This window comes from Bacillus sp. LJBS06 (genome assembly GCF_016924995.1).
Lineage (GTDB): Bacteria > Bacillota > Bacilli > Bacillales > Bacillaceae > Bacillus > Bacillus stercoris.
The window spans coordinates 837,816-855,975 of record NZ_CP070483.1 but is presented as its reverse complement, the minus strand read 5'-3'; the positions used below and the strand labels follow the sequence as shown (position 1 = coordinate 855,975).

The window sequence follows — 18,160 nt, the reverse complement described above, 5'->3', positions numbered from 1 at the left end:
AAAGCTCTCTGTCTTTTAAAATGAGCTGCAATGGCGATGTGAATTCATCTAGTGTCAGCTCTCTTTTGGCAGACAATTCAAAGTCCTCCTCATCAGCCCAAGCGGTGAACCACTCTACAGAAAAGCTGTTTTTCATGACGCTGTGTATGTATTGATAGAGCGTTTCTAAACATTTCTGTTCATATTCGTCAGGCTTTGCCTTCATGGCAAACGTCCCCTCTACAGCATGAACCATCACTTGAATTGGCAATCGTAAATGAACGGACACATTCTCAGCTCCTACAAGATAAATCCCAGCCGCATCAATGCCTGACCGTAGCGGATGCCCTTTCCGCGAACGCCGTTCTTGCTGACCGAAAAAACCGGTTTCTAAAGGGTTTTTAGCTGTTAAGTAGTAAAATTGTGTCATAAAGACTTTCCTTTCCTGCACCAATTCGATTATGATGCATTATAACAAATAAAAAGACACTGCATATGCGCAGTGTCTTTCTTTATTAATGCCCCGCCTTAATTCCGGCAAGATGTTTACGTCCCATGAGAAGGACAAGCATGCCGACAAAAACGACGATACCGCCGACTGTATATGGTGTGCTTGCGGTGAAGTGTTCTGACAGCATTCCCGCAATCCACGGAGCGAGTGCGCCGCCGATGAAGCGGACTGAGCTGTAGGCTGAAGACGCGATTGAGCGTTCAACCGGCGCAGAACCCATCACAGCGGTTGTCATGATCGTATTCACCATACCGAGGACAGCACCAGCGACAACGATACATGTAATAATCAAAGTCTGATGGTCTGTCCAGATCCCCATAATAACGAGAATGGCCGCAAAGGCGATAAAGAGAACGACGAGCGAACGCACTGTGCCCAGCGCTTTGTGCACGAGCGGCGCCGTAAAGACTGACGTAAGCGCCAGCAGAAGGCCCCAGCCGAAGAAGACATATCCAAGACCGTGTTCATCCAAATCCAGAACGAATGGAGAATAAGCAAGCAAAATAAAAAATCCAAAGTTGTATAAGAATGCCGATACGGCCATCGTTAAAAGGCCTTTATATTTGAGCGCCTTCATCGCATCAAACACACCGACGCGTTTCACCGGTTTCGGTAATCTTGGCAGCATGAAAGAAATCGCGATTAACGCTATAAACATCAGGACAGATACTCCGAAAAACGGTGCGCGCCATGAAATGCTTCCAAGCTCTCCGCCTGCAAGCGGTCCGACAGAAATCCCAAGACCGAGCGCAGCCTCATACAAAATAATCGCTTGGGCGCTTCCGCCGACTGACACGCCGACGATAACCGCAAGCGCTGTGGAGATAAACAAAGCATTACCTAATCCCCAGCCGCCGCGATAGCCGACTAGCTGAGCAATTGAACTTGAGCTGCCGCCAAGCCCCGCAAACACAATAATAAAAATAAGTCCGAGAATTAATGTCCATTTCGCGCCGATGCGGCTGGAAATGGCTCCTGAGAAAAACATCATAAATCCGGTAACAAGCAAATAACTTGTAAACAAGAGTGATACTTCACTAGGTGAAGCATGTAATTGTGCGGCAATTGCCGGAAGAATTGGATCGACCAGCCCGATTCCCATAAAAGAAATCACACAGGCAAACGCGACAGCCCATACCGCTTTCGGCTGGCTGAGCAAGCCCGTTTTCTGATTCACTTGTTTTGTCTTATCCATTTGACCTGACCTCCATCTTTATTCCATTAAAAGAAACGCTACAAAAATAGCGTTTAACAAACTTTTCATTCGATTGATTGAATGCCACGTTCCGCTTTTTCTTTCATGCCCTGCAGATGTTCTTTAAAGCTTTGAAATGTGCGGATTTTCTCATCAATCAAACCCAGCTGGTGATTCAGGGTTTCCTGAATTTCCTCCAGTTTTTCTTTCCGTTCCTTAGGATCCAGTGACAACAAATACCCCTCTTTGTTTAACTCTAGCTGACGGCTGGTTTCCATGAAATGCTGAAGCTCCTGAAGGGAAAAACCGAGCACCTCTTTTGTGCTGATGACTTTCTCAAGCTCCTCCATATCATCCTCTGAATAAAGCCTTACACCGCCGTCTGTCCGTTTCGGCGCCGGAATCAAACCGATTTCTTCATAAAACCGGATGGTCCGCTTTGTCAGCCCGCTTCTTTTGGCCACTTGATCAATCTTCATCCATTCCAAGGTAAATCCCCCTTCGCCGTTTCTGTTACCATTATACACCTTTTGAACCTTAACGTAAACGTTAACTTTTGAAAAGCAATAAAAAAAGACGAGCAGCATAAAGCACCCGTCTTTCACTTTCCTGTTTAAGCTAAACTTCCCGCCAGTGACAGAGACTCTTTTTGAAGGCTTTCTGAAAGCACTCGATACGCAATCACTTTCTTCTTGTACTGTTTTACGACGTCGATATGGTCGTCGTAGCGGTATACAAACAGCCTCACATCATGTTTGCCTTTTTTCGTATCTATCACCAGCGGCGTGCCGCCGTTTTCCGGATATAAATAACGCTCTTCGTCACCTGGGTAAATATAATATTTCTCCAGGAAGACAGCTTCGTTAAATTGATCAATCACTTTCTGCTTCTCTGTACCCTCGAGACGTTTTCCGTCTAGAGAGAGGCTCGCATTTTCATCACTAAGCTTGGCGTGCACTTCAAATTTGCTTAGCAGCCATTCTATGACGCCTGTAGGAAGACAGGTTAATACGATTTTCACCAGACTCATGAGAATTAACATCACGATCGCCCATGTCATACTTCATCATCTCCGTTAGTTTTCCATGTGCCGCTGACACACAATTCCATCCTATCATAAGCAGGCCGATTCGTTTTTGTACATTATGTGAAAAAAAGCGCGGCCTGCTGCGGCCACGCTTTTTAGCTTTCCAGTTCTTCGATCATGAGGGACAATTCTGTCCAGCGGTCCATCGCAGCCTCAAGCTCTTCCGCCGTTTTCGCCTGCTCGGCCATCAGCTCTTGGATTTTGCCAAAATCACTGCCTGCTGCGGCGATGTCAGCTTCGAGCTGTTCATGTTTTTCTTCCAGCTGAGCAATTTTATCTTCGATGCCGTCCCATTCCAGCTGGTCTTTGTAAGAAAGCTTTTTCCGTTTTTTCTTTGGCTCGGCTTCAGCCGGTTTTGCTTCAGCAGCCGATTTTTCAGTTGTTTTTTTCGCTTTTGACTCTTCCATATAATCGCTGTAGGAGCCTTGGAAGCGGGAAATGACACCATTTCCTTCAAACACAATCAAACGGTCGACGACGCGGTCAAGGAAATAGCGGTCATGGGATACGGTAATGACGACGCCAGGGAATTGGTCGATGTAATCCTCAAGAACGCTTAATGTTTCAGTATCCAAATCGTTCGTCGGCTCATCGAGAAACAGGACATTCGGCTCCTGCATGAGAACCTGTAGCAAGTATAAACGGCGTTTTTCCCCGCCGGACAACTTGCGGATATACGTCTGCTGCATTGAACGCGGGAAGAGGAAACGCTCCAGCATTTGTTCAGCTGTAATGATATCGCCATCTACTGTTTTTACGACCTCCGCCGTTTCTTTTATATAGTCAATGACCTTTAACTCACCATTCATTTCACTATGATCCTGGGTATAGTAGCCGATTCTGACCGTCTGTCCGATCGTAATATCGCCTCCGTCCGGCGTATGACGGCCGGCAAGGGTGTTTAACAGCGTTGTTTTCCCGATGCCGTTCGGCCCGATGATTCCGATCCGTTCACCCGGTATGACAAGTTCATTAAAACGGTCGACGAGCATGCGGCCATCATAAGCGATCATGACGTTCTCCGCTTCAATGACCTGTTTGCCGAGACGGTGCGAGCCAATCGCAAAATCGAGTGAACCCGATGACTGAGGGCCTTTCTGCTCTTTAAGCGCTTCTACCCGGTCAATTCTCGCCTTTTGTTTTGTGGATCGGGCTTTCGCTCCTCGTCTGAGCCAAGCCAGTTCACGGCGCAGCAGGTTTTGCCGCTTCGTTTCCTTTTGCTCAGCCTGCGCTTCCCGTTCCGCGCGTTTTTCTAAAAACACTTCATAGTTGCCTTTATACGTGTAGAGGCTGCCTCGTTCTAGCTCATAAATGCGGTTCGTGACACGGTTTAAGAAATATCTATCGTGCGTGACCAGCATAACAGAGCCGGGATATTGGCTTAAATATCCTTCAAGCCACTCAATCGTTTCATTATCCAAATGGTTTGTCGGCTCGTCCAAAATGAGCAGATCAGCGGGCTGAATTAAGTTTTTGGCAATGGCTACCCGTTTTTTCTGGCCTCCTGAGAGCTCGTTGACCGGCTTTGTTACATCGCTGACACCCAGCTTAGTCAGTACGGTTTTTGCCAGGGTGTTTGCATCCCATGCGTTGTTCGCGTCCATTTTCGCCTGCGCTGCCAGCAGGTGTTTCTGGCGCTGTTCATTTTCGGGATCTTTCCCCAATTCATGCAACGCTTTTTCATATTCACGCAAGGTTTTCATCACAGCCGATTCACCGGAATAGATATGCTCCAACACTGTTTGCCCCGCGGGCAGCTCAGGGTCTTGATGAAGAAATTCCACGTGCACGCTTCCGGATTTCGTGATTACTCCTTCTTCGATAGATTCCAAGCCGGCAATCACTTTCAGCAGCGTTGATTTTCCTGTTCCGTTCGGCCCGATTAATCCGATTCTCTCATTCTCTTCAATATGAAAGGAGATATGGTCGAATAATGTTTTATCTCCGTATGTTTTATAAAGGTTTTCCGCTTTTAATATGCTCATGGTTCCTATCAATCCTCACGTAAGTTCATGTGTACATTTTAAATCAGCCGCTGGAATAAAACTAGTAAAACGTCAGACGAATTTCATGGAAATGCGGGATAAGAAAAAGACCGGGGACGTTTGTCCCCGGTCTCTTACTCTTCCTCAAGCGCTTTTTCTGCCATTTTTGCAAGATGCTGCGCGCTTCCTGAAATCTCCTGCATCGTGGCGGAAATTTGTTCAACGGCAGCGGCTTGTCCGTCTGTATGCTGATTAATTGACTCAATGGATTCCTCCAGCCCTTTCAGCAGGCTGTGGATTTTTTTCGTAATCTGGTCAATTTGGCCGACATTTTCTTTTGAATGCGTCGCCAGCTTTCTGATCTCATCTGCAACGACAGAGAAGCCTTTTCCGGACTCCCCTGCTCTTGCCGCTTCGATCGCGGCGTTCAAGCCAAGCAGATTGCTTTGGTCAGAGATGCCTTTAACAGTGACTGAAATATCGGCGATTTCACCGGCGCTTTCGCTTACTTTTTTCGCCTGAGAGGAAATGCCTGACATTTGAGTTGAAAACCCGTTAATTGATTCAGAAATGTCGGAAATGGCCGCGGCCGTTTGTTCAACAACAGCCGATAAGCTTTCTGCCACATCATGCAGCTTCGATGACTCCTCAAGGCTCGTACCGAGGCCAACGCCTCCAATGACTCTTCCATTCTCGTCGTGGAGCGGGATGGCACGGGCGATCAACGGGAAGCCGAACAATTCTTTCGGAACCATGCTCGTTTTCTTCTGATTGCTGCGGATGGCATCTGTGATGATATCCCCTTCCTGCAGCGGATCGCCGGCTTTTACATTCAGCGAAAAGGTTTTGGCCGGTATGTTCACGAGCAGCTTTTCCGTATCATAAATGCCGATTGTAATATCATCCTGAACCAGGCTGTTTAAATAAGGGGCTACTTTGATAAATGCGTCCAGAATATCTGCCGTTTCTTTTTCCGTTTTTATGCTCAATTCCATTCACTCCTATTCATTAATAAGGGAAGCTGCGTTTTTCGTGCTGAACCGAGATCCATTTCAGCGTTGTAAATTCTTCAAGGCTCCACTCACCGTTCAAACGGCCGAGGCCTGATTGCTTTTCACCGCCGAAGGCTACATTCGGTTCATCATTAATGGTCGTGTCATTAACGTGTATCATGCCTGTTTCAATGCGTTTCGCAAAAGCCACGCCGCGCTCAAGATTTGACGTATGTACGGCACCGCTCAATCCAAACGGCGTTTCGTTTGCGATATCCACCGCTTCGTCTTCTGAATCAAACTTCATAAAGGAGACGACCGGCCCGAACAGCTCTTCCTTGGCAATGCTCATGAACGGTTTGACGTCTTTTAAGATCGTCGGTTCCACAATCGTCCCGTTAAATCCGCCAAGCTTCACAGGTACAGCGCCTTCTTCAATTGCTTGCTCAACAGACTTCATCAGCCCGTCCGTCTGTCTGCTGTTGATTAATGGCCCGATAATCGTATCAGGGTCCATTGGGTCGCCGACTTTCAGCGATTCCACTTTTGCCTGATAGAGCTCAAGGAACTTATCATAAATAGATGAATGGACAAGCACGCGATTGGCTGACATGCAAATTTGTCCTTGATGTGTAAATCGGCTGAACACCGCCGCGTTGACCGCATATTCTATATCTGCATCCTCAAGCACGATGAAGGCGCTATTCCCGCCAAGCTCAAGAAGCGGCTTTTTAAAATGCTTCATCGCAAGCTGCCCGATGTAGCTGCCGACTTTCGTAGAACCGGTAAATGAGATAATTCGCGGCACTGGATGCTCAACGAAGCTGTCTCCGATTTCAGCAATGTCTGTGACAACAACATTCAGCAGACCCTCTGGGATTCCCGCGTTCTCAAAAATTTTCGCAATCAGCGTTCCGCCGCATATCGGCGTTTCCTCATGCGGCTTTAACACAACGCCATTGCCGGCTCCGAGTGCAGGCGCCACTGATTTCATAGATAAAAAGAATGGGAAGTTAAATGGACTGATGACACCGACAACACCTGCCGGCACGCGATATAATCTGTTTTCCTTTCCGTCTATTGTGGACGGAAGAATTTTACCTTCCATGCGGACAGGGAACGTTGCCGCTTCTTTTATGATGTTTTTGACAAGACCGATTTCAAAGGCTGCTTTGAGCCTTGTTCCCCCAAGCTCTTCCATAATCAAATAAATAATGGCTTCTTCGTTTTCTTCGATATACGTGACGGCTTTTTCTAGAATGGATCTTTTTTCGAACGGATTGACCGCATCCCATTTTTTCTTCGCCAGCGCCGCTGCCCGGTACGCTTCATCTACATCGTCAGCAGTCGCTTTACGGAATGTTGTGAATGTTTTTTGAGTATAAGGATTTTTGTTTTCCAATACATTTGGGCTGCTGCCCTCCTGCCATTTCCCGCCGATATACTGTTTATTCAACTCTTCATATTGAAACATGGTCAGCATCTCCTTTATAACCGCAAATCAAAATATGGGCGAATCTATTTTTTCTATCGGTTCATCCTGCATAAAATTGAATATTAGATTAGTAAAAATTGCTATCCTATGATACGACAACGCTGTTTCGCTTCTATCGTTTAAAGCAGAAAAATATTTTATTGACTGCGTCAAATTTCGACAATATAATACAACAAGAACTGTATATAATGATTGGAATATTTTGAATATTTACAGGAGGAACTTTTGATGAGTTCATTATTTAGAAAAAAACCGCTTGAAACATTGAATGCGCAGAGCAAGTCAAAAAGCCTTGCCCGTACGTTAAGCGCATTTGATTTAACCTTGCTCGGTATCGGTTGTGTCATCGGTACAGGGATTTTTGTCATTACAGGAACAGTGGCAGCGACCGGTGCAGGTCCCGCCCTCATCATATCGTTTATTTTAGCAGGGCTCGCCTGTGCGCTGGCTGCATTCTGTTATGCTGAGTTTTCGTCTTCCATTCCGATTTCGGGAAGCGTGTACTCATACTCATACGTGACACTTGGAGAGCTGCTCGCCTTTTTGATCGGATGGGATCTCATGCTTGAATATGTCATTGCACTGTCGGCGGTTGCCACCGGCTGGTCTTCCTACTTTCAATCGCTGCTTGCCGGCTTTAATCTCCATCTTCCGGCTGCACTGACAGGTGCGCCGGGAAGCACGCCGGATGCCGTATTTAATCTTCCGGCTGCAGTGATCATTCTCCTCATCACTGCGATTGTCAGCAGAGGCGTCAAGGAAAGCACACGCTTTAACAACGTCATCGTACTGATGAAAATCGCGATCATTTTATTGTTCATTATTGTCGGCATCGGCTATGTGAAACCGGACAACTGGTCTCCTTTTATGCCATTTGGGATGAAAGGCGTCATTCTGAGCGCTGCCACTGTTTTCTTCGCGTACCTTGGGTTTGACGCGGTTTCTAACGCTTCAGAGGAAGTGAAAAATCCACAAAAAAACATGCCCGTCGGCATTATTTCAGCTCTAGCCGTCTGTACGGTTCTGTACATCGCGGTATCGCTTGTGCTGACAGGCATGATGCCTTACGCCAAATTGAATGTCGGAGATCCGGTGTCCTTCGCGCTGAAATTCGTCGGACAGGACGCTGTCGCCGGAATTATTTCTGTTGGTGCGATTATCGGGATTACGACGGTGATGCTCGCTTTGCTGTACGCTCAGGTCCGCTTGACATTTGCCATGAGCAGAGACGGCCTTCTGCCTGGCTTGTTCGCAAAGGTTCATCCGTCATTTAAAACGCCGTTTCGCAATACATGGCTCACAGGGATCGTTGCAGCGGGAATCGCCGGGTTTATTAACCTCGGAACGCTGGCTCATCTGGTGAACATGGGAACACTTGCCGCGTTTACGGTCATTTCCATTGCTGTCATTGTGTTAAGAAAGAAACATCCTGAAATCAAAGCGTCCTTCAGAGTGCCATTCGTTCCGGTTGTGCCGATTATCAGCGCAGGCATCTGCCTCTGGTTCATGTACAGCCTTCCCGGCGTCACATGGCTTTCATTTGTCATCTGGATCGCTGTCGGAACACTGGTTTACTTCCTATATTCGAGAAAACACAGTTTATTAAACAAATAATCTCTTTTTCAGCCGGCGCTGCCTCACTCATCCGCCGGCTTTTTCCTTTTTTTATGTGCTATACTTTGAGTACATATGAGAAGGGAAGACACACAGATGAAACAATACCGCACTTTATTATTTGATGTAGATGATACCATCCTTGATTTTAAAGCGGCAGAAGCTTTGGCCCTCCGTTTGCTGTTTGAAGATCAAAACATTCCTTTAACAAGTGACATGAAGTCGCAATATAAAGCCATCAATCAAGGTCTCTGGAGAGCCTTTGAAGAAGGAAAGATAACACGGGATGAAGTCGTGAATACGCGTTTTTCCGCTTTGCTCAAGGAGTACGGTTACGAGGCGGACGGCGCTTTGCTTGAGCAAAAATACCGCTGCTTTCTTGAAGAAGGACATCAGCTGATAGACGGTGCTTTTGCTCTCATCTCAAATCTGCAGCATCAGTTTGATTTGTACATCGTGACAAACGGCGTGTCTAACACACAATACAAGCGTCTCCGTGACTCAGGATTATTTCCGTTCTTCAAGGACATTTTCGTTTCTGAAGACACAGGCTTCCAAAAGCCGATGAAAGAATATTTCGATTACGTGTTTGAACGGATTCCCCAATTTTCAGCAGAGCACACATTAATCATTGGGGATTCGTTGACTGCTGACATTAAAGGCGGCCAGCTCGTCGGGCTTGATACTTGCTGGATGAACCCTGAGATGAAGCCGAATGTGCCAGAGATCATCCCAACCTATGAGATTCGTAAGCTTGAAGAGCTATATCACATTTTGAATATCGAAAATACCGTCAGCTGCTAATCGGCTGACGGCGTTTCTTTCATAAAAGTCTTTTTTCCTCTTGATAAATTCTTCACCTTATGAATAATATGATGGTATGCTTTGGCTATATATGTAAGGAGGAGACTCAATTGGCTATCGCCGCCCCGTTAAAAGAAAAAACAGTTCAAAAACCCGGCACCACGGTGTATCCGATTTTGATTATTATCGGAATCTGCCATATGCTCAACGATTCGCTGCAGGCCGTGATTCCGGCCATGTTTCCTATTTTGGAACGCTCCATGAGCCTGACGTTTACACAGCTCGGCATCATCGCTTTCACATTAAACATGGTGTCATCCGTGATGCAGCCTGTCGTCGGCTGGTATACCGATAAACGGCCGCGGCCGTACGCGCTTCCAGTCGGTTTGACCGCCAGCATGCTTGGCATTTTGGGTCTTGCATTCGCCCCGTCATTCATCACGATCTTATGCTGTGTGTTTTTCATTGGATTAGGCTCAGCCATTTTCCATCCGGAGGGCTCTCGTGTGGCGTATATGGCCGCCGGCACAAAACGCGGACTCGCCCAGTCGATTTATCAAGTGGGCGGAAACTCAGGCCAAGCGATGGCGCCGCTGATCACCGCGCTGATCCTTGTGCCGCTCGGGCAATTCGGCGCTGTTTGGTTCACGCTTGTCGCCGCGCTTGCTGTTATGTTTCTCATGTATATTGCGAAATGGTACGCCTCACGTCTTGGCAGTCTCGCCCAGAAATCAAGCAAGCAAAAGAAAACGGCTGAAAACACAGCCATCACCAAATCTGTTGTATCTGCTCTTATTATTATTATATTTCTCATTTTTGCGCGTTCCTGGTATACGAGTGCGATCGGCAACTTTTACACGTTTTACGCGATGGATACATATCACGTAAGCATTCAGCAGGCACAAAGCTATATTTTTGTCTTCTTGCTGTTTGGCGCGATCGGCACGTTTCTCGGCGGCCCGCTTGCAGACCGTTTTGGAAAACGCTTCGTTATCCTCGGTTCGCTGTTATGCTCGGCGCCGCTGGCGATTTTGCTGCCATTTGCCGGCCCGGTTCTCGCCTATGGCGTGCTCGCATTGATTGGCGTGGTTCTGATGTCGAGCTTCTCCGTAACGGTTGTCTATGCACAGGAACTAGTTCCTGGAAAAATCGGCACAATGTCTGGGTTAACCGTCGGTCTTGCCTTCGGGATGGGCGCGATCGGCGCTGTGGCGCTGGGCGCTCTGATTGATGCAGCGGGACTGACCCCCACGATGATCGCCATTGCCTTTCTCCCTGTCCTCGGCATCCTTGCCTTCCTATTGCCAAGTGACCAGAAGGTGAGAGAATGGCATAGCTAAAAAACCCTGCCCAGCAGCAGGGTTTTTTTAATCAAGTTGTATAAAATGAGTGTCAGGCACTGCATGCTTCGGGATAAATCCGTCCGCAAAGTCTGGAAACGCGGACTGTATTTCATCAATCCATTTTTTCAGATTTAATATATACGGCATATAAATCATCTCAATTGTCGCTTCATCTTCAATCCGGTAGTACCAGCAAAGATTAAACTCTTTTTCTGTCACCAGTGTAAACCCAGAGAAATGATAGAAAATCAGCGGCGTTTCATCTATATACACGCGGCCGTCCTTTTGCCCGACCTTATAGTTTTCGATATTCCAAAGCGCTGTATTGGCTCCTATTGATTTGACAACATGAACACCTTTAAACTGCGCCGGCCATTTCTCCACATATCTTTGATCACCATATGTCTTTCGTTCCGTATCCATTTCGACCGTGCAAAATGCAATACAGTCCTGTCTCCACTGCCATACCGCTTCATATGCTTCCTTTGTATTACCGGCACCGACAAAGCCTGTATTAAAGCGTCCGGTTCGGTCGTAGTAGGACGTGAAGCGCGGCGAATTACGATGATCAGTCAAATACAGAGACGCCGTTGGGTTTTCTGCAAAAATACGTGCCGGATCAGAAAAGAAAAATAGATCCGTATCCATATGGGCAAAGTATTCAGCGTCATCCCACTTGCTCATCACATGAAACAAAAAGGCCGGTTTTAACGTCCAGCAATATTCATGAAACGTTCTGTTGCTTTTTGCTTTCAGCAGCTCCGGGTCTTCCATTTCATGCAGCTGCACAAAGCTGACATGCTCCCATGGAACGTGCTGAAGCAATTCGTACGCTTTCTGGTCGACACACAGCACATATAAATGAAAATCATCGCAATGCTCATGGAGAGAATGAATCATGGGCATGAGCTTAAAGATATGTGTCCTTGACACTATCGTTGAAAAATGAAATGTACTCACTTATACCACATCCAATGATCTAAGATCCACGTGCAGCAAATCGTTGACAAGCGCATACAGTGCGTTGGCGAAATCGTTCACGCCTAGCTTTTTCTTCGCTTTTGGCAGAAGCTTGCGGACAGTTTGTAAATCAAAGCTTTCCGCCGTCACCCTTGGGGATTTCTTTCGCCAATCCGGATCAATATTGCGCTCTTTAACAACATGCAGAAGCTCAAGAAATAGATTCAGCAGCAGATCATATTTCTGAGATTCCAGCAGCTTTTGAATATCATCCATGATTCTGTTCGTCATGTCAGGCGGGAACGGCCCATTAAAAGCGAGATGAACGTCTAAGGACCGGATATTGTTGTATTTATCGCACATATAGGCAATGTTTGCCCGAATATCGTCTACAGACTTACAATTGCTTGGATGCTCCTGATGAACACTGACAATATCGCGCCGAAGCCTGAAGGTCAATCCGGCCTGATGAAGCCTGATGCCGAGATCATAATCCTCAAACCCGTACCGCACAATGCCCTCATCAAATAAACCGAGATCAACGACATGCTTGCGTTTAACAGAGGAATTATTTGTGATAAAAAAGCGCCATGGCATATGATAGCCTTCCAGATCATCTCCGTACTCATCTAAAATCTGCTTGAGCACGTCAATAAAGTCGGTATTAAGGTCAAAGCTTTTATCAAGAAAGCTTCCGTTTTTAATGTCCGCTTCCTCCAGCAGCTTTTGTTTGTCTTTTTTCGGCATTTCATCTGTGAGCTTTGCGAGCTGTTCCTTATGTTCTTCTTCAAATCGTTCATAATAAAAACTGTAGATCCGCTTCCAAAACAACCCGCACACGACGAGATTCTCTTCATTCTCATGGGCTTTAATATGCTTTGCCACAAGGTCCTTTGCCGCAAGCATATCGCTGTCATGGAAAATCAGGATATCTCCTCTGGCATTGCGCAGCGCCTGATTTCGACCGTACGCAATCCCCCTGTTTTCCTTAATCCGGGTAAAAATCAGCGGAAAATCCGCTTGAAATGATTCAAGCATTGAGAGCGTCCCGTCCTCAGAGCCATTGTCCGCTACAATGACTTCGAATTCTTCATCGCACTCCTGCTGGTTTAATGACAGAAGGCTATTATAAAGACGCTCCTTTGAATTATATGCAGGAATAATAACGCTTGCTTTCACTTCATTTTCACTTCCTGTATTTACTCATTTATTTGTTGTCATCTTTTGAAGCAAAACCGTTAAATTCAGGGTCTAATGTTTTGATGTGCTCAATGATATGCGGCAGTGTTACTTGATACAGTTCATGCACAAACGGCAGGTCTGTGCGGGTTGTTTCATGAATCTGCTTGATTTCATTGATGCCGACGATTCGGTATCCGCTGAAATGATAAAAAATCAACGGACTGCCATCCTCCAGCACGATTCGGCCATCCTCCCACGAAAACGTATGCTGCCCATAATTCCAATGACCAATGTTCACGCCGGGTGTCGTAATATCACAAACATTCGGAAACAGCCCAGACATATAATCCAAATAGCCTTGGTCACCGAATTTTCCTTCACCCGGCGCATTTTTGCATTCCTCAAGACAGCGTTCCTTCCACCACTCCAAGCAGTCAGTGCCTGCATCATCATGCTTGAAGCTGATAAACCCAGAATTATATCTGCCTAAAAGACGCTGCAGCATGTCAATCTGATCTTTCTCAAAAGAAGGAATGACAATATCCCCCCGTGAAAGCAGCACCGAACAGTCCGGCTGGTTTTCAAAAATCGGCGATGGATCTGCGTAGAAAAAGAGATCCCCGTCAATGTATGTCACACGCTCCAGCTCGGGATTGCTGTTCAGCACAGCTTGCAGAAAGATCGGCTTCATCGTCCAGCAATACTCACTTTGATCTCTAGTTTCCTTCAGCTTTTGAAGCATTTCATTTTCAAGAGCGGCCACCGGCACAAGGTTTAGCTGCTTCATCTTCAGCTTCTGTAACACGCGGTGCGTATCTTCGTCCATGCACAGCGTAAAAATGGGACTGTCTTGGTCTACTCGCTCTAATGACTTAAATAAGGCGACTGCCTGATATAATCTTCCTTTTGATAAAACGGTGCAATACGCGCTGGTCACAGTCATGTTCACCTCGTTTCACATTACTTTTTGAAGAATTCCGTATACCACTCAATCGTTTTTTCAAGTCCTTCATCAATGGTGTAGGCCGGTGTCCAATTCAGCAGCTTTCTCGCTTTTTCTGCGGATAAATATTGATGTTTGATTTCATTGCTTCCCTGATTCAGCACCTTAGGTTTCAGATTACTGTTCATTTTCTTCAAAATTTTCTCTACCAGTTCAAGGACGGTCAGCTGGATCTCATTGCTGAAGTTAAAGGCCTCTCCGGCAAGATTGTTTTCTTCCATTTTCTCTGCAAGAAGCAAATAAGCCTGAACGGCATCTTCAATATAGAAGTAGTCCCGGACAAAGGTGCCATCGCTGCGGATTTCCGGCGCTTCCCCGTTCAGCACAAGCTGAATCGTCTGAGGAATGATGCGGTTGAAGTTTAAATCCCCGCCGCCGTATAAGTTTCCGCAGCGCGTAATACAGACCGGAAGCCCGTACGTGTGAAAATAGGTGTGGCTGATCAGATCTGCGCAGCTTTTTGAGACGTCGTACGGGTGCTTGCCCTGCAGCGGCATGTTTTCGTCGTACGGAAGGTTTTCTTGATCGCCGTAAGCTTTATCACTTGAAGCGACAATGACCCGCTTAATTAACGGATGCTTGCGGCAGGCTTCGAGAATATTCCATGTGCCGAGAATATTTGCTTCAAAGGTAGAAATCGGGTTGCGATTTGCCACCCCGACAATCGCTTGTGCAGCGAGGTGAAAGACAGTGTCGATCTCATACTCGCCAAGCGCGCGTTCAATGACAGCCAAGTCTTCAAGAGAGCCCCGCACGATGTTCATTTTCTTGATATGGTCTCCCTGATACAGATTAGATTGGGGCACATGATCCCTGACAAGCCCCGTCACGTTTGCGCCCTGTTCGATCAGCTCTTTCACCAAATAGCTTCCTAAAAGACCTGTACACCCCGTAACAAATACGTTTTTATTTTTCCAGAAACTCAAATCGGTTCACCATACCTTCCATACTTGTTGTCCTTGATCCCACATCTTGTTGACTTCTAAGAGATTTTTATACGTATCGATGGCCGTCCAAAATCCATAATGGCGGTACACGGCAAGCTCTCCGTCTTTGGCAAGGTTCTTCAGCGGTTCATCTTCGAACATTGTGTTCCCGTCCTTCGGCAAATAATCGAAAACCTTGGGACTGAGAACGAAGAATCCGCCATTGATGATTCCGTCACTTGATGTCTTCTCAGAAAATGTTTTCGCCATGCCGTCCTCAACCGTCAAGGTGCCAAACTGCGAGACTTTGTCAATGCCGGTGACAGTCGCGGCAGCACCTTTTGTCTGATGATAGCTGATGAGATGGAAAAGATTGATATTGGCCAGCCCGTCCCCATAGGTGAGCAGAAATGTTTCATCACCGATATAGTCTTTCGCCTGCAAGATTCTTCCGGCTGTCAGCGTATCTTCCCCAGTCTCCAAAAACGTAATTTTCCACGTTTCAGGCTGCCCCAGCATCTGTACCTCTCCCGTAGCGCTGTCGAGTGTCAGGCTGTTGTGCTTCCATTCATAGTCGAGAAAGTATTCTTTGATTTTTTCGCCTTTATAGCCCAAAAGCAGAATAAACTCGTTTACTCCGTAGTACTGATAGATTTTCATAATATGCCATAGAATCGGTTTGCCGCCTATCATGGCGAGCGGTTTAGGAATGTCATTCGTGATTTCACTCATTCTCGTTCCTTTTCCGCCGCAGAGAATGACCGCTTTCATCTCTACCCCTCATCTCTATGAATATTGAGTTCGAAACCTGGTACGTCTTTACAATCTATCAAGGCATTTCCCCGATAATTTGTCCGATTTCAATACCGGTTTCAAAATCTACTGTAATGATATGAGAGAAAGACGGCCTTGGTGACCAAATGGAATCTATTTTTTCAAGTTGGTTATATAACCAAAAAAAGAGCCTTGAGCGAAGGCAATGCGCCCGCTCAAGGCTCTTTTTCATCTTATTTGATTTCTTTTTCCTTGCCGTAATGATAGTCTGACGGATCAACGGCTGTGAAATCATTTAGTTTATGGAACCTCAGCAAGTCTTTGTACAGGACACTGTCTGAAAGGCTCAGCTGCTGGTTCACTCTTGTTTTCAGATTCTTCGTTTCTTCATTCGCTTTCAATTTTTCACCAGTCTTCGTATCGTAAATGACATTGTCGACTGATGTGTACTTCGGCGTTACGAAGTCTCCGTTTCTGAATGCCACTGTATCGTCGTGGTCTTTAGAGAATAAGTCAGTACCAAAGTTGATATATTTCTGAGAATCAATTCCTTCTAAGTGCAGAAGTGTCGGCATGACGTCAATTTCGCCGCCATACGTATGGTTCACTCCGCCTTTTTTGCCAGGAACGCGGATCATCAGCGGCACACGCTGGTTCTGTGCGTTTTGATAATCTGTGATCTCTTTTCCAAGAATCTCTTTCATCGCTCGGTTATGGTTTTCAGAAATACCGTTATGGTCACCATAAATCATAATGACTGAGTTGTCATACAGGCCGGCTTCCTTCAGCTCCTTGAAGAATTGCTCAAGCGCTTCGTCAAGGTAACGCGCTGTTTGGAAGTAGCTGTCTACTGTGTTATCGCCGGTTGTCGCTTTTTTAAGAGACGCGTCTTTTTCATCCAGGTTAAACGGATAATGGTTTGTCAATGTAATCAAATGCGCGTAAAACGGCTGTTTAAGAGACTCAAGCTTTGGAATCGATTCTGTAAAGAACGGCTTATCCTTCAGTCCCATATTAATGACATTTTCATCTGACATATCATACGTGCTTGCGTCGAAGAACTTATCGTATCCGATATGTTTGTAAATCTGGTCACGGTTCCAGAACGATTTGTAATCACCATGCAGGACAGCGCTTGTATAGCCTTCCTTCTGGTCTAAAATCGCCGGAAGCGACTGGTAAGTGTTTTCGCCTTTCGTCACAAACGCGGAGCCTTCTGGAAGGCCGAAGATCGAGTTATCCATTGTCAGCTCGGCGTCAGATGTTTTTCCCTGGCCTGTCTGATGGAAGAAGTTATCAAAATACGTCACATCTTCTCCGCCGTGCGCAAGTTTATTTAAGAAAGGCGTTACCTCTTCACCGTTCAGCTTGTAGTCAATCAGGAATGACTGGAAGCTTTCGAGGTGAATTTTAATGATATTTTTGCCTTTGGCAGAGCCGAAGTACTCAGCGTTCGGTTTCGCATAATGAGACGTCGTGTAATTCTCGACGCTTGTTAAATCATCGCTGCTTGCATAGGCTCTTTGCGTTTCTGTTTGAGCTGTCTGTACACCGTCATAAATGGTGTAGTTGTAAAGACCTAAATATTTCACGATATAATTGCGGTCAAACGTTCTTGTCAGCAGCTGCGGACGGTCTTTTTCCGCATAGTGCAGGTTGATGAAAAACAGTGCGACCCCGGAAAGGATCACTAAAGATGCAAAGCGTTTTTTCATTTTGTATTCTTTTAATTCAGGTCTCCAGATCAATACCGCAATCAAAATGATAATATCCAAGAAATAGAAAATATCATGACCGGCCATGATACTGAAAATACCGTCTCCCATGTTTCCAACGTTTCCGGACTGCTTAATGTTCGGGAACGTCAAGAAATCGTCAAAGAAACGATAGAATAAAATATTTGCATATAAGACAAATGTCATCAAGAAATCGATAATCAGCATAATAATGGCTGATTTACGCCCTTTCGCCAGCAAAGCCAGTCCTAAAAAGAAGACGGCGCTTGAGAATGGGTTAAATATCAGGAGGATCTCCTGGGTTGTGCCTTTTACCCCAAGATTAAACTCAGTCTTGTAGGATAAATACGTTTTTGCCCAAAACAGTATAACAGCCAGCACAAAAAAGCTAAGTTTGTAAGAAAAAAGTTTCTTCATGGCAACCTCTACTTTCTTAAACACTTTAAGTTCTTCATTCATATTTACCTGCTCTTTATATCCTGCCTTCTCATTTCTTCTTTCCAAACAAAATCAAGGCATCACACAACAATAAATACACCGCGGCAAGCCGGAATATTTATGTTTCACACCATAC

Annotated in this window: 15 protein-coding genes and 1 pseudogene; 3 read left to right on the top strand and 13 right to left on the bottom strand. The window is 45.9% G+C overall.

The annotated features are described in order from the left end of the window. Window positions 1–54 precede the first annotated feature (54 nt). From JQX68_RS04190 to yfmT, 7 genes and pseudogenes are all read right to left on the bottom strand, one after another. A pseudogene (locus tag JQX68_RS04190) lies at window positions 55–205 on the bottom strand (hypothetical protein). Window positions 206–494: 289 nt separating this feature from the next. Beyond that, a complete protein-coding gene (locus JQX68_RS04185; RefSeq protein WP_014663166.1) occupies window positions 495–1,685 on the bottom strand; it encodes an MFS transporter in 1,191 nt (396 codons plus the stop codon). A 65-nt stretch (window positions 1,686–1,750) separates the two neighbouring features. After that, window positions 1,751–2,173, bottom strand: coding sequence for a MerR family transcriptional regulator (locus JQX68_RS04180; protein ID WP_040083865.1), 423 nt, complete (start codon window positions 2,171–2,173; stop codon window positions 1,751–1,753). 125 nt (window positions 2,174–2,298) lie between these two features. Next, entirely contained in the window at window positions 2,299–2,745 is a 447-nt protein-coding gene (locus JQX68_RS04175) for a YfmQ family protein (protein WP_040083867.1), read from the bottom strand. A gap of 122 nt (window positions 2,746–2,867) precedes the next feature. After that, window positions 2,868–4,757 (bottom strand): ABC-F family ATP-binding cassette domain-containing protein, encoded by a 1,890-nt coding sequence (locus tag JQX68_RS04170; RefSeq protein WP_205440542.1) that lies wholly within the window; start codon window positions 4,755–4,757, stop codon window positions 2,868–2,870. 134 nt (window positions 4,758–4,891) lie between these two features. After that, window positions 4,892–5,296 carry a methyl-accepting chemotaxis protein gene (locus JQX68_RS21935; RefSeq protein WP_369888597.1) on the bottom strand — a complete coding sequence of 135 codons (405 nt, stop codon included), beginning with the start codon at window positions 5,294–5,296 and terminating at the stop codon, window positions 4,892–4,894. A gap of 469 nt (window positions 5,297–5,765) precedes the next feature. Beyond that, window positions 5,766–7,223, bottom strand: coding sequence for a benzaldehyde dehydrogenase (yfmT, locus tag JQX68_RS04160; RefSeq protein WP_014663161.1), 1,458 nt, complete (start codon window positions 7,221–7,223; stop codon window positions 5,766–5,768). A 249-nt stretch (window positions 7,224–7,472) separates the two neighbouring features. Between yfmT and bcaP the strand changes: the two genes are divergently transcribed. The 3 genes from bcaP (at window position 7,473) to JQX68_RS04145 (ending at window position 11,002) form a co-directional block, all read left to right on the top strand. Then, a complete protein-coding gene (bcaP, locus tag JQX68_RS04155) occupies window positions 7,473–8,858 on the top strand; it encodes a branched-chain amino acid transporter BcaP (RefSeq protein ID WP_147773035.1) in 1,386 nt (461 codons plus the stop codon). A 96-nt stretch (window positions 8,859–8,954) separates the two neighbouring features. Further along, window positions 8,955–9,662: a YjjG family noncanonical pyrimidine nucleotidase gene (locus JQX68_RS04150; RefSeq protein ID WP_147773034.1), complete on the top strand. Its 708-nt coding sequence runs from the start codon at window positions 8,955–8,957 to the stop codon at window positions 9,660–9,662. 110 nt (window positions 9,663–9,772) lie between these two features. Further along, complete coding sequence (locus JQX68_RS04145) at window positions 9,773–11,002, top strand: MFS transporter (RefSeq protein ID WP_069840002.1); 1,230 nt, start codon at window positions 9,773–9,775, stop codon at window positions 11,000–11,002. A gap of 27 nt (window positions 11,003–11,029) precedes the next feature. Here the strand turns inward: JQX68_RS04145 and JQX68_RS04140 are convergent, their stop codons facing one another. The 6 genes from JQX68_RS04140 to ltaS1 form a co-directional block, all read right to left on the bottom strand. Next, entirely contained in the window at window positions 11,030–11,965 is a 936-nt protein-coding gene (locus JQX68_RS04140; RefSeq protein WP_040083878.1) for a putative nucleotide-diphospho-sugar transferase, read from the bottom strand. Then, window positions 11,966–13,144 carry a glycosyltransferase family 2 protein gene (locus JQX68_RS04135; protein ID WP_014663155.1) on the bottom strand — a complete coding sequence of 393 codons (1,179 nt, stop codon included), beginning with the start codon at window positions 13,142–13,144 and terminating at the stop codon, window positions 11,966–11,968. Between the two features lie 28 nt (window positions 13,145–13,172). Beyond that, window positions 13,173–14,084: a putative nucleotide-diphospho-sugar transferase gene (locus JQX68_RS04130; protein ID WP_147773081.1), complete on the bottom strand. Its 912-nt coding sequence runs from the start codon at window positions 14,082–14,084 to the stop codon at window positions 13,173–13,175. Between the two features lie 23 nt (window positions 14,085–14,107). After that, complete coding sequence (locus JQX68_RS04125) at window positions 14,108–15,076, bottom strand: GDP-mannose 4,6-dehydratase (RefSeq protein ID WP_040083881.1); 969 nt, start codon at window positions 15,074–15,076, stop codon at window positions 14,108–14,110. Window positions 15,077–15,082: 6 nt separating this feature from the next. Next, window positions 15,083–15,847 carry a glucose-1-phosphate cytidylyltransferase gene (locus JQX68_RS04120; RefSeq protein WP_014663152.1) on the bottom strand — a complete coding sequence of 255 codons (765 nt, stop codon included), beginning with the start codon at window positions 15,845–15,847 and terminating at the stop codon, window positions 15,083–15,085. A gap of 236 nt (window positions 15,848–16,083) precedes the next feature. Further along, on the bottom strand, window positions 16,084–18,003 hold the full coding sequence (gene ltaS1 / locus JQX68_RS04115; protein WP_069840098.1) for a lipoteichoic acid synthase LtaS1: 1,920 nt from the start codon (window positions 18,001–18,003) through the stop codon (window positions 16,084–16,086). Window positions 18,004–18,160 lie beyond the last annotated feature (157 nt).

Coding starts and splice junctions, on each gene's coding strand:
- JQX68_RS04150 (WP_147773034.1), top strand. CDS start 8,955: ATGAAACAATACCGCACTTTATTATTTGATGTAGATGATACCATCCTT.
- JQX68_RS04185 (WP_014663166.1), bottom strand. CDS start 1,685: ATGGATAAGACAAAACAAGTGAATCAGAAAACGGGCTTGCTCAGCCAG.
- JQX68_RS04175 (WP_040083867.1), bottom strand. CDS start 2,745: ATGACATGGGCGATCGTGATGTTAATTCTCATGAGTCTGGTGAAAATC.
- JQX68_RS21935 (WP_369888597.1), bottom strand. CDS start 5,296: ATGTCAGGCATTTCCTCTCAGGCGAAAAAAGTAAGCGAAAGCGCCGGT.
- ltaS1 (WP_069840098.1), bottom strand. CDS start 18,003: ATGAAGAAACTTTTTTCTTACAAACTTAGCTTTTTTGTGCTGGCTGTT.
- JQX68_RS04120 (WP_014663152.1), bottom strand. CDS start 15,847: ATGAAAGCGGTCATTCTCTGCGGCGGAAAAGGAACGAGAATGAGTGAA.
- bcaP (WP_147773035.1), top strand. CDS start 7,473: ATGAGTTCATTATTTAGAAAAAAACCGCTTGAAACATTGAATGCGCAG.
- yfmT (WP_014663161.1), bottom strand. CDS start 7,223: ATGTTTCAATATGAAGAGTTGAATAAACAGTATATCGGCGGGAAATGG.
- JQX68_RS04170 (WP_205440542.1), bottom strand. CDS start 4,757: ATGAGCATATTAAAAGCGGAAAACCTTTATAAAACATACGGAGATAAA.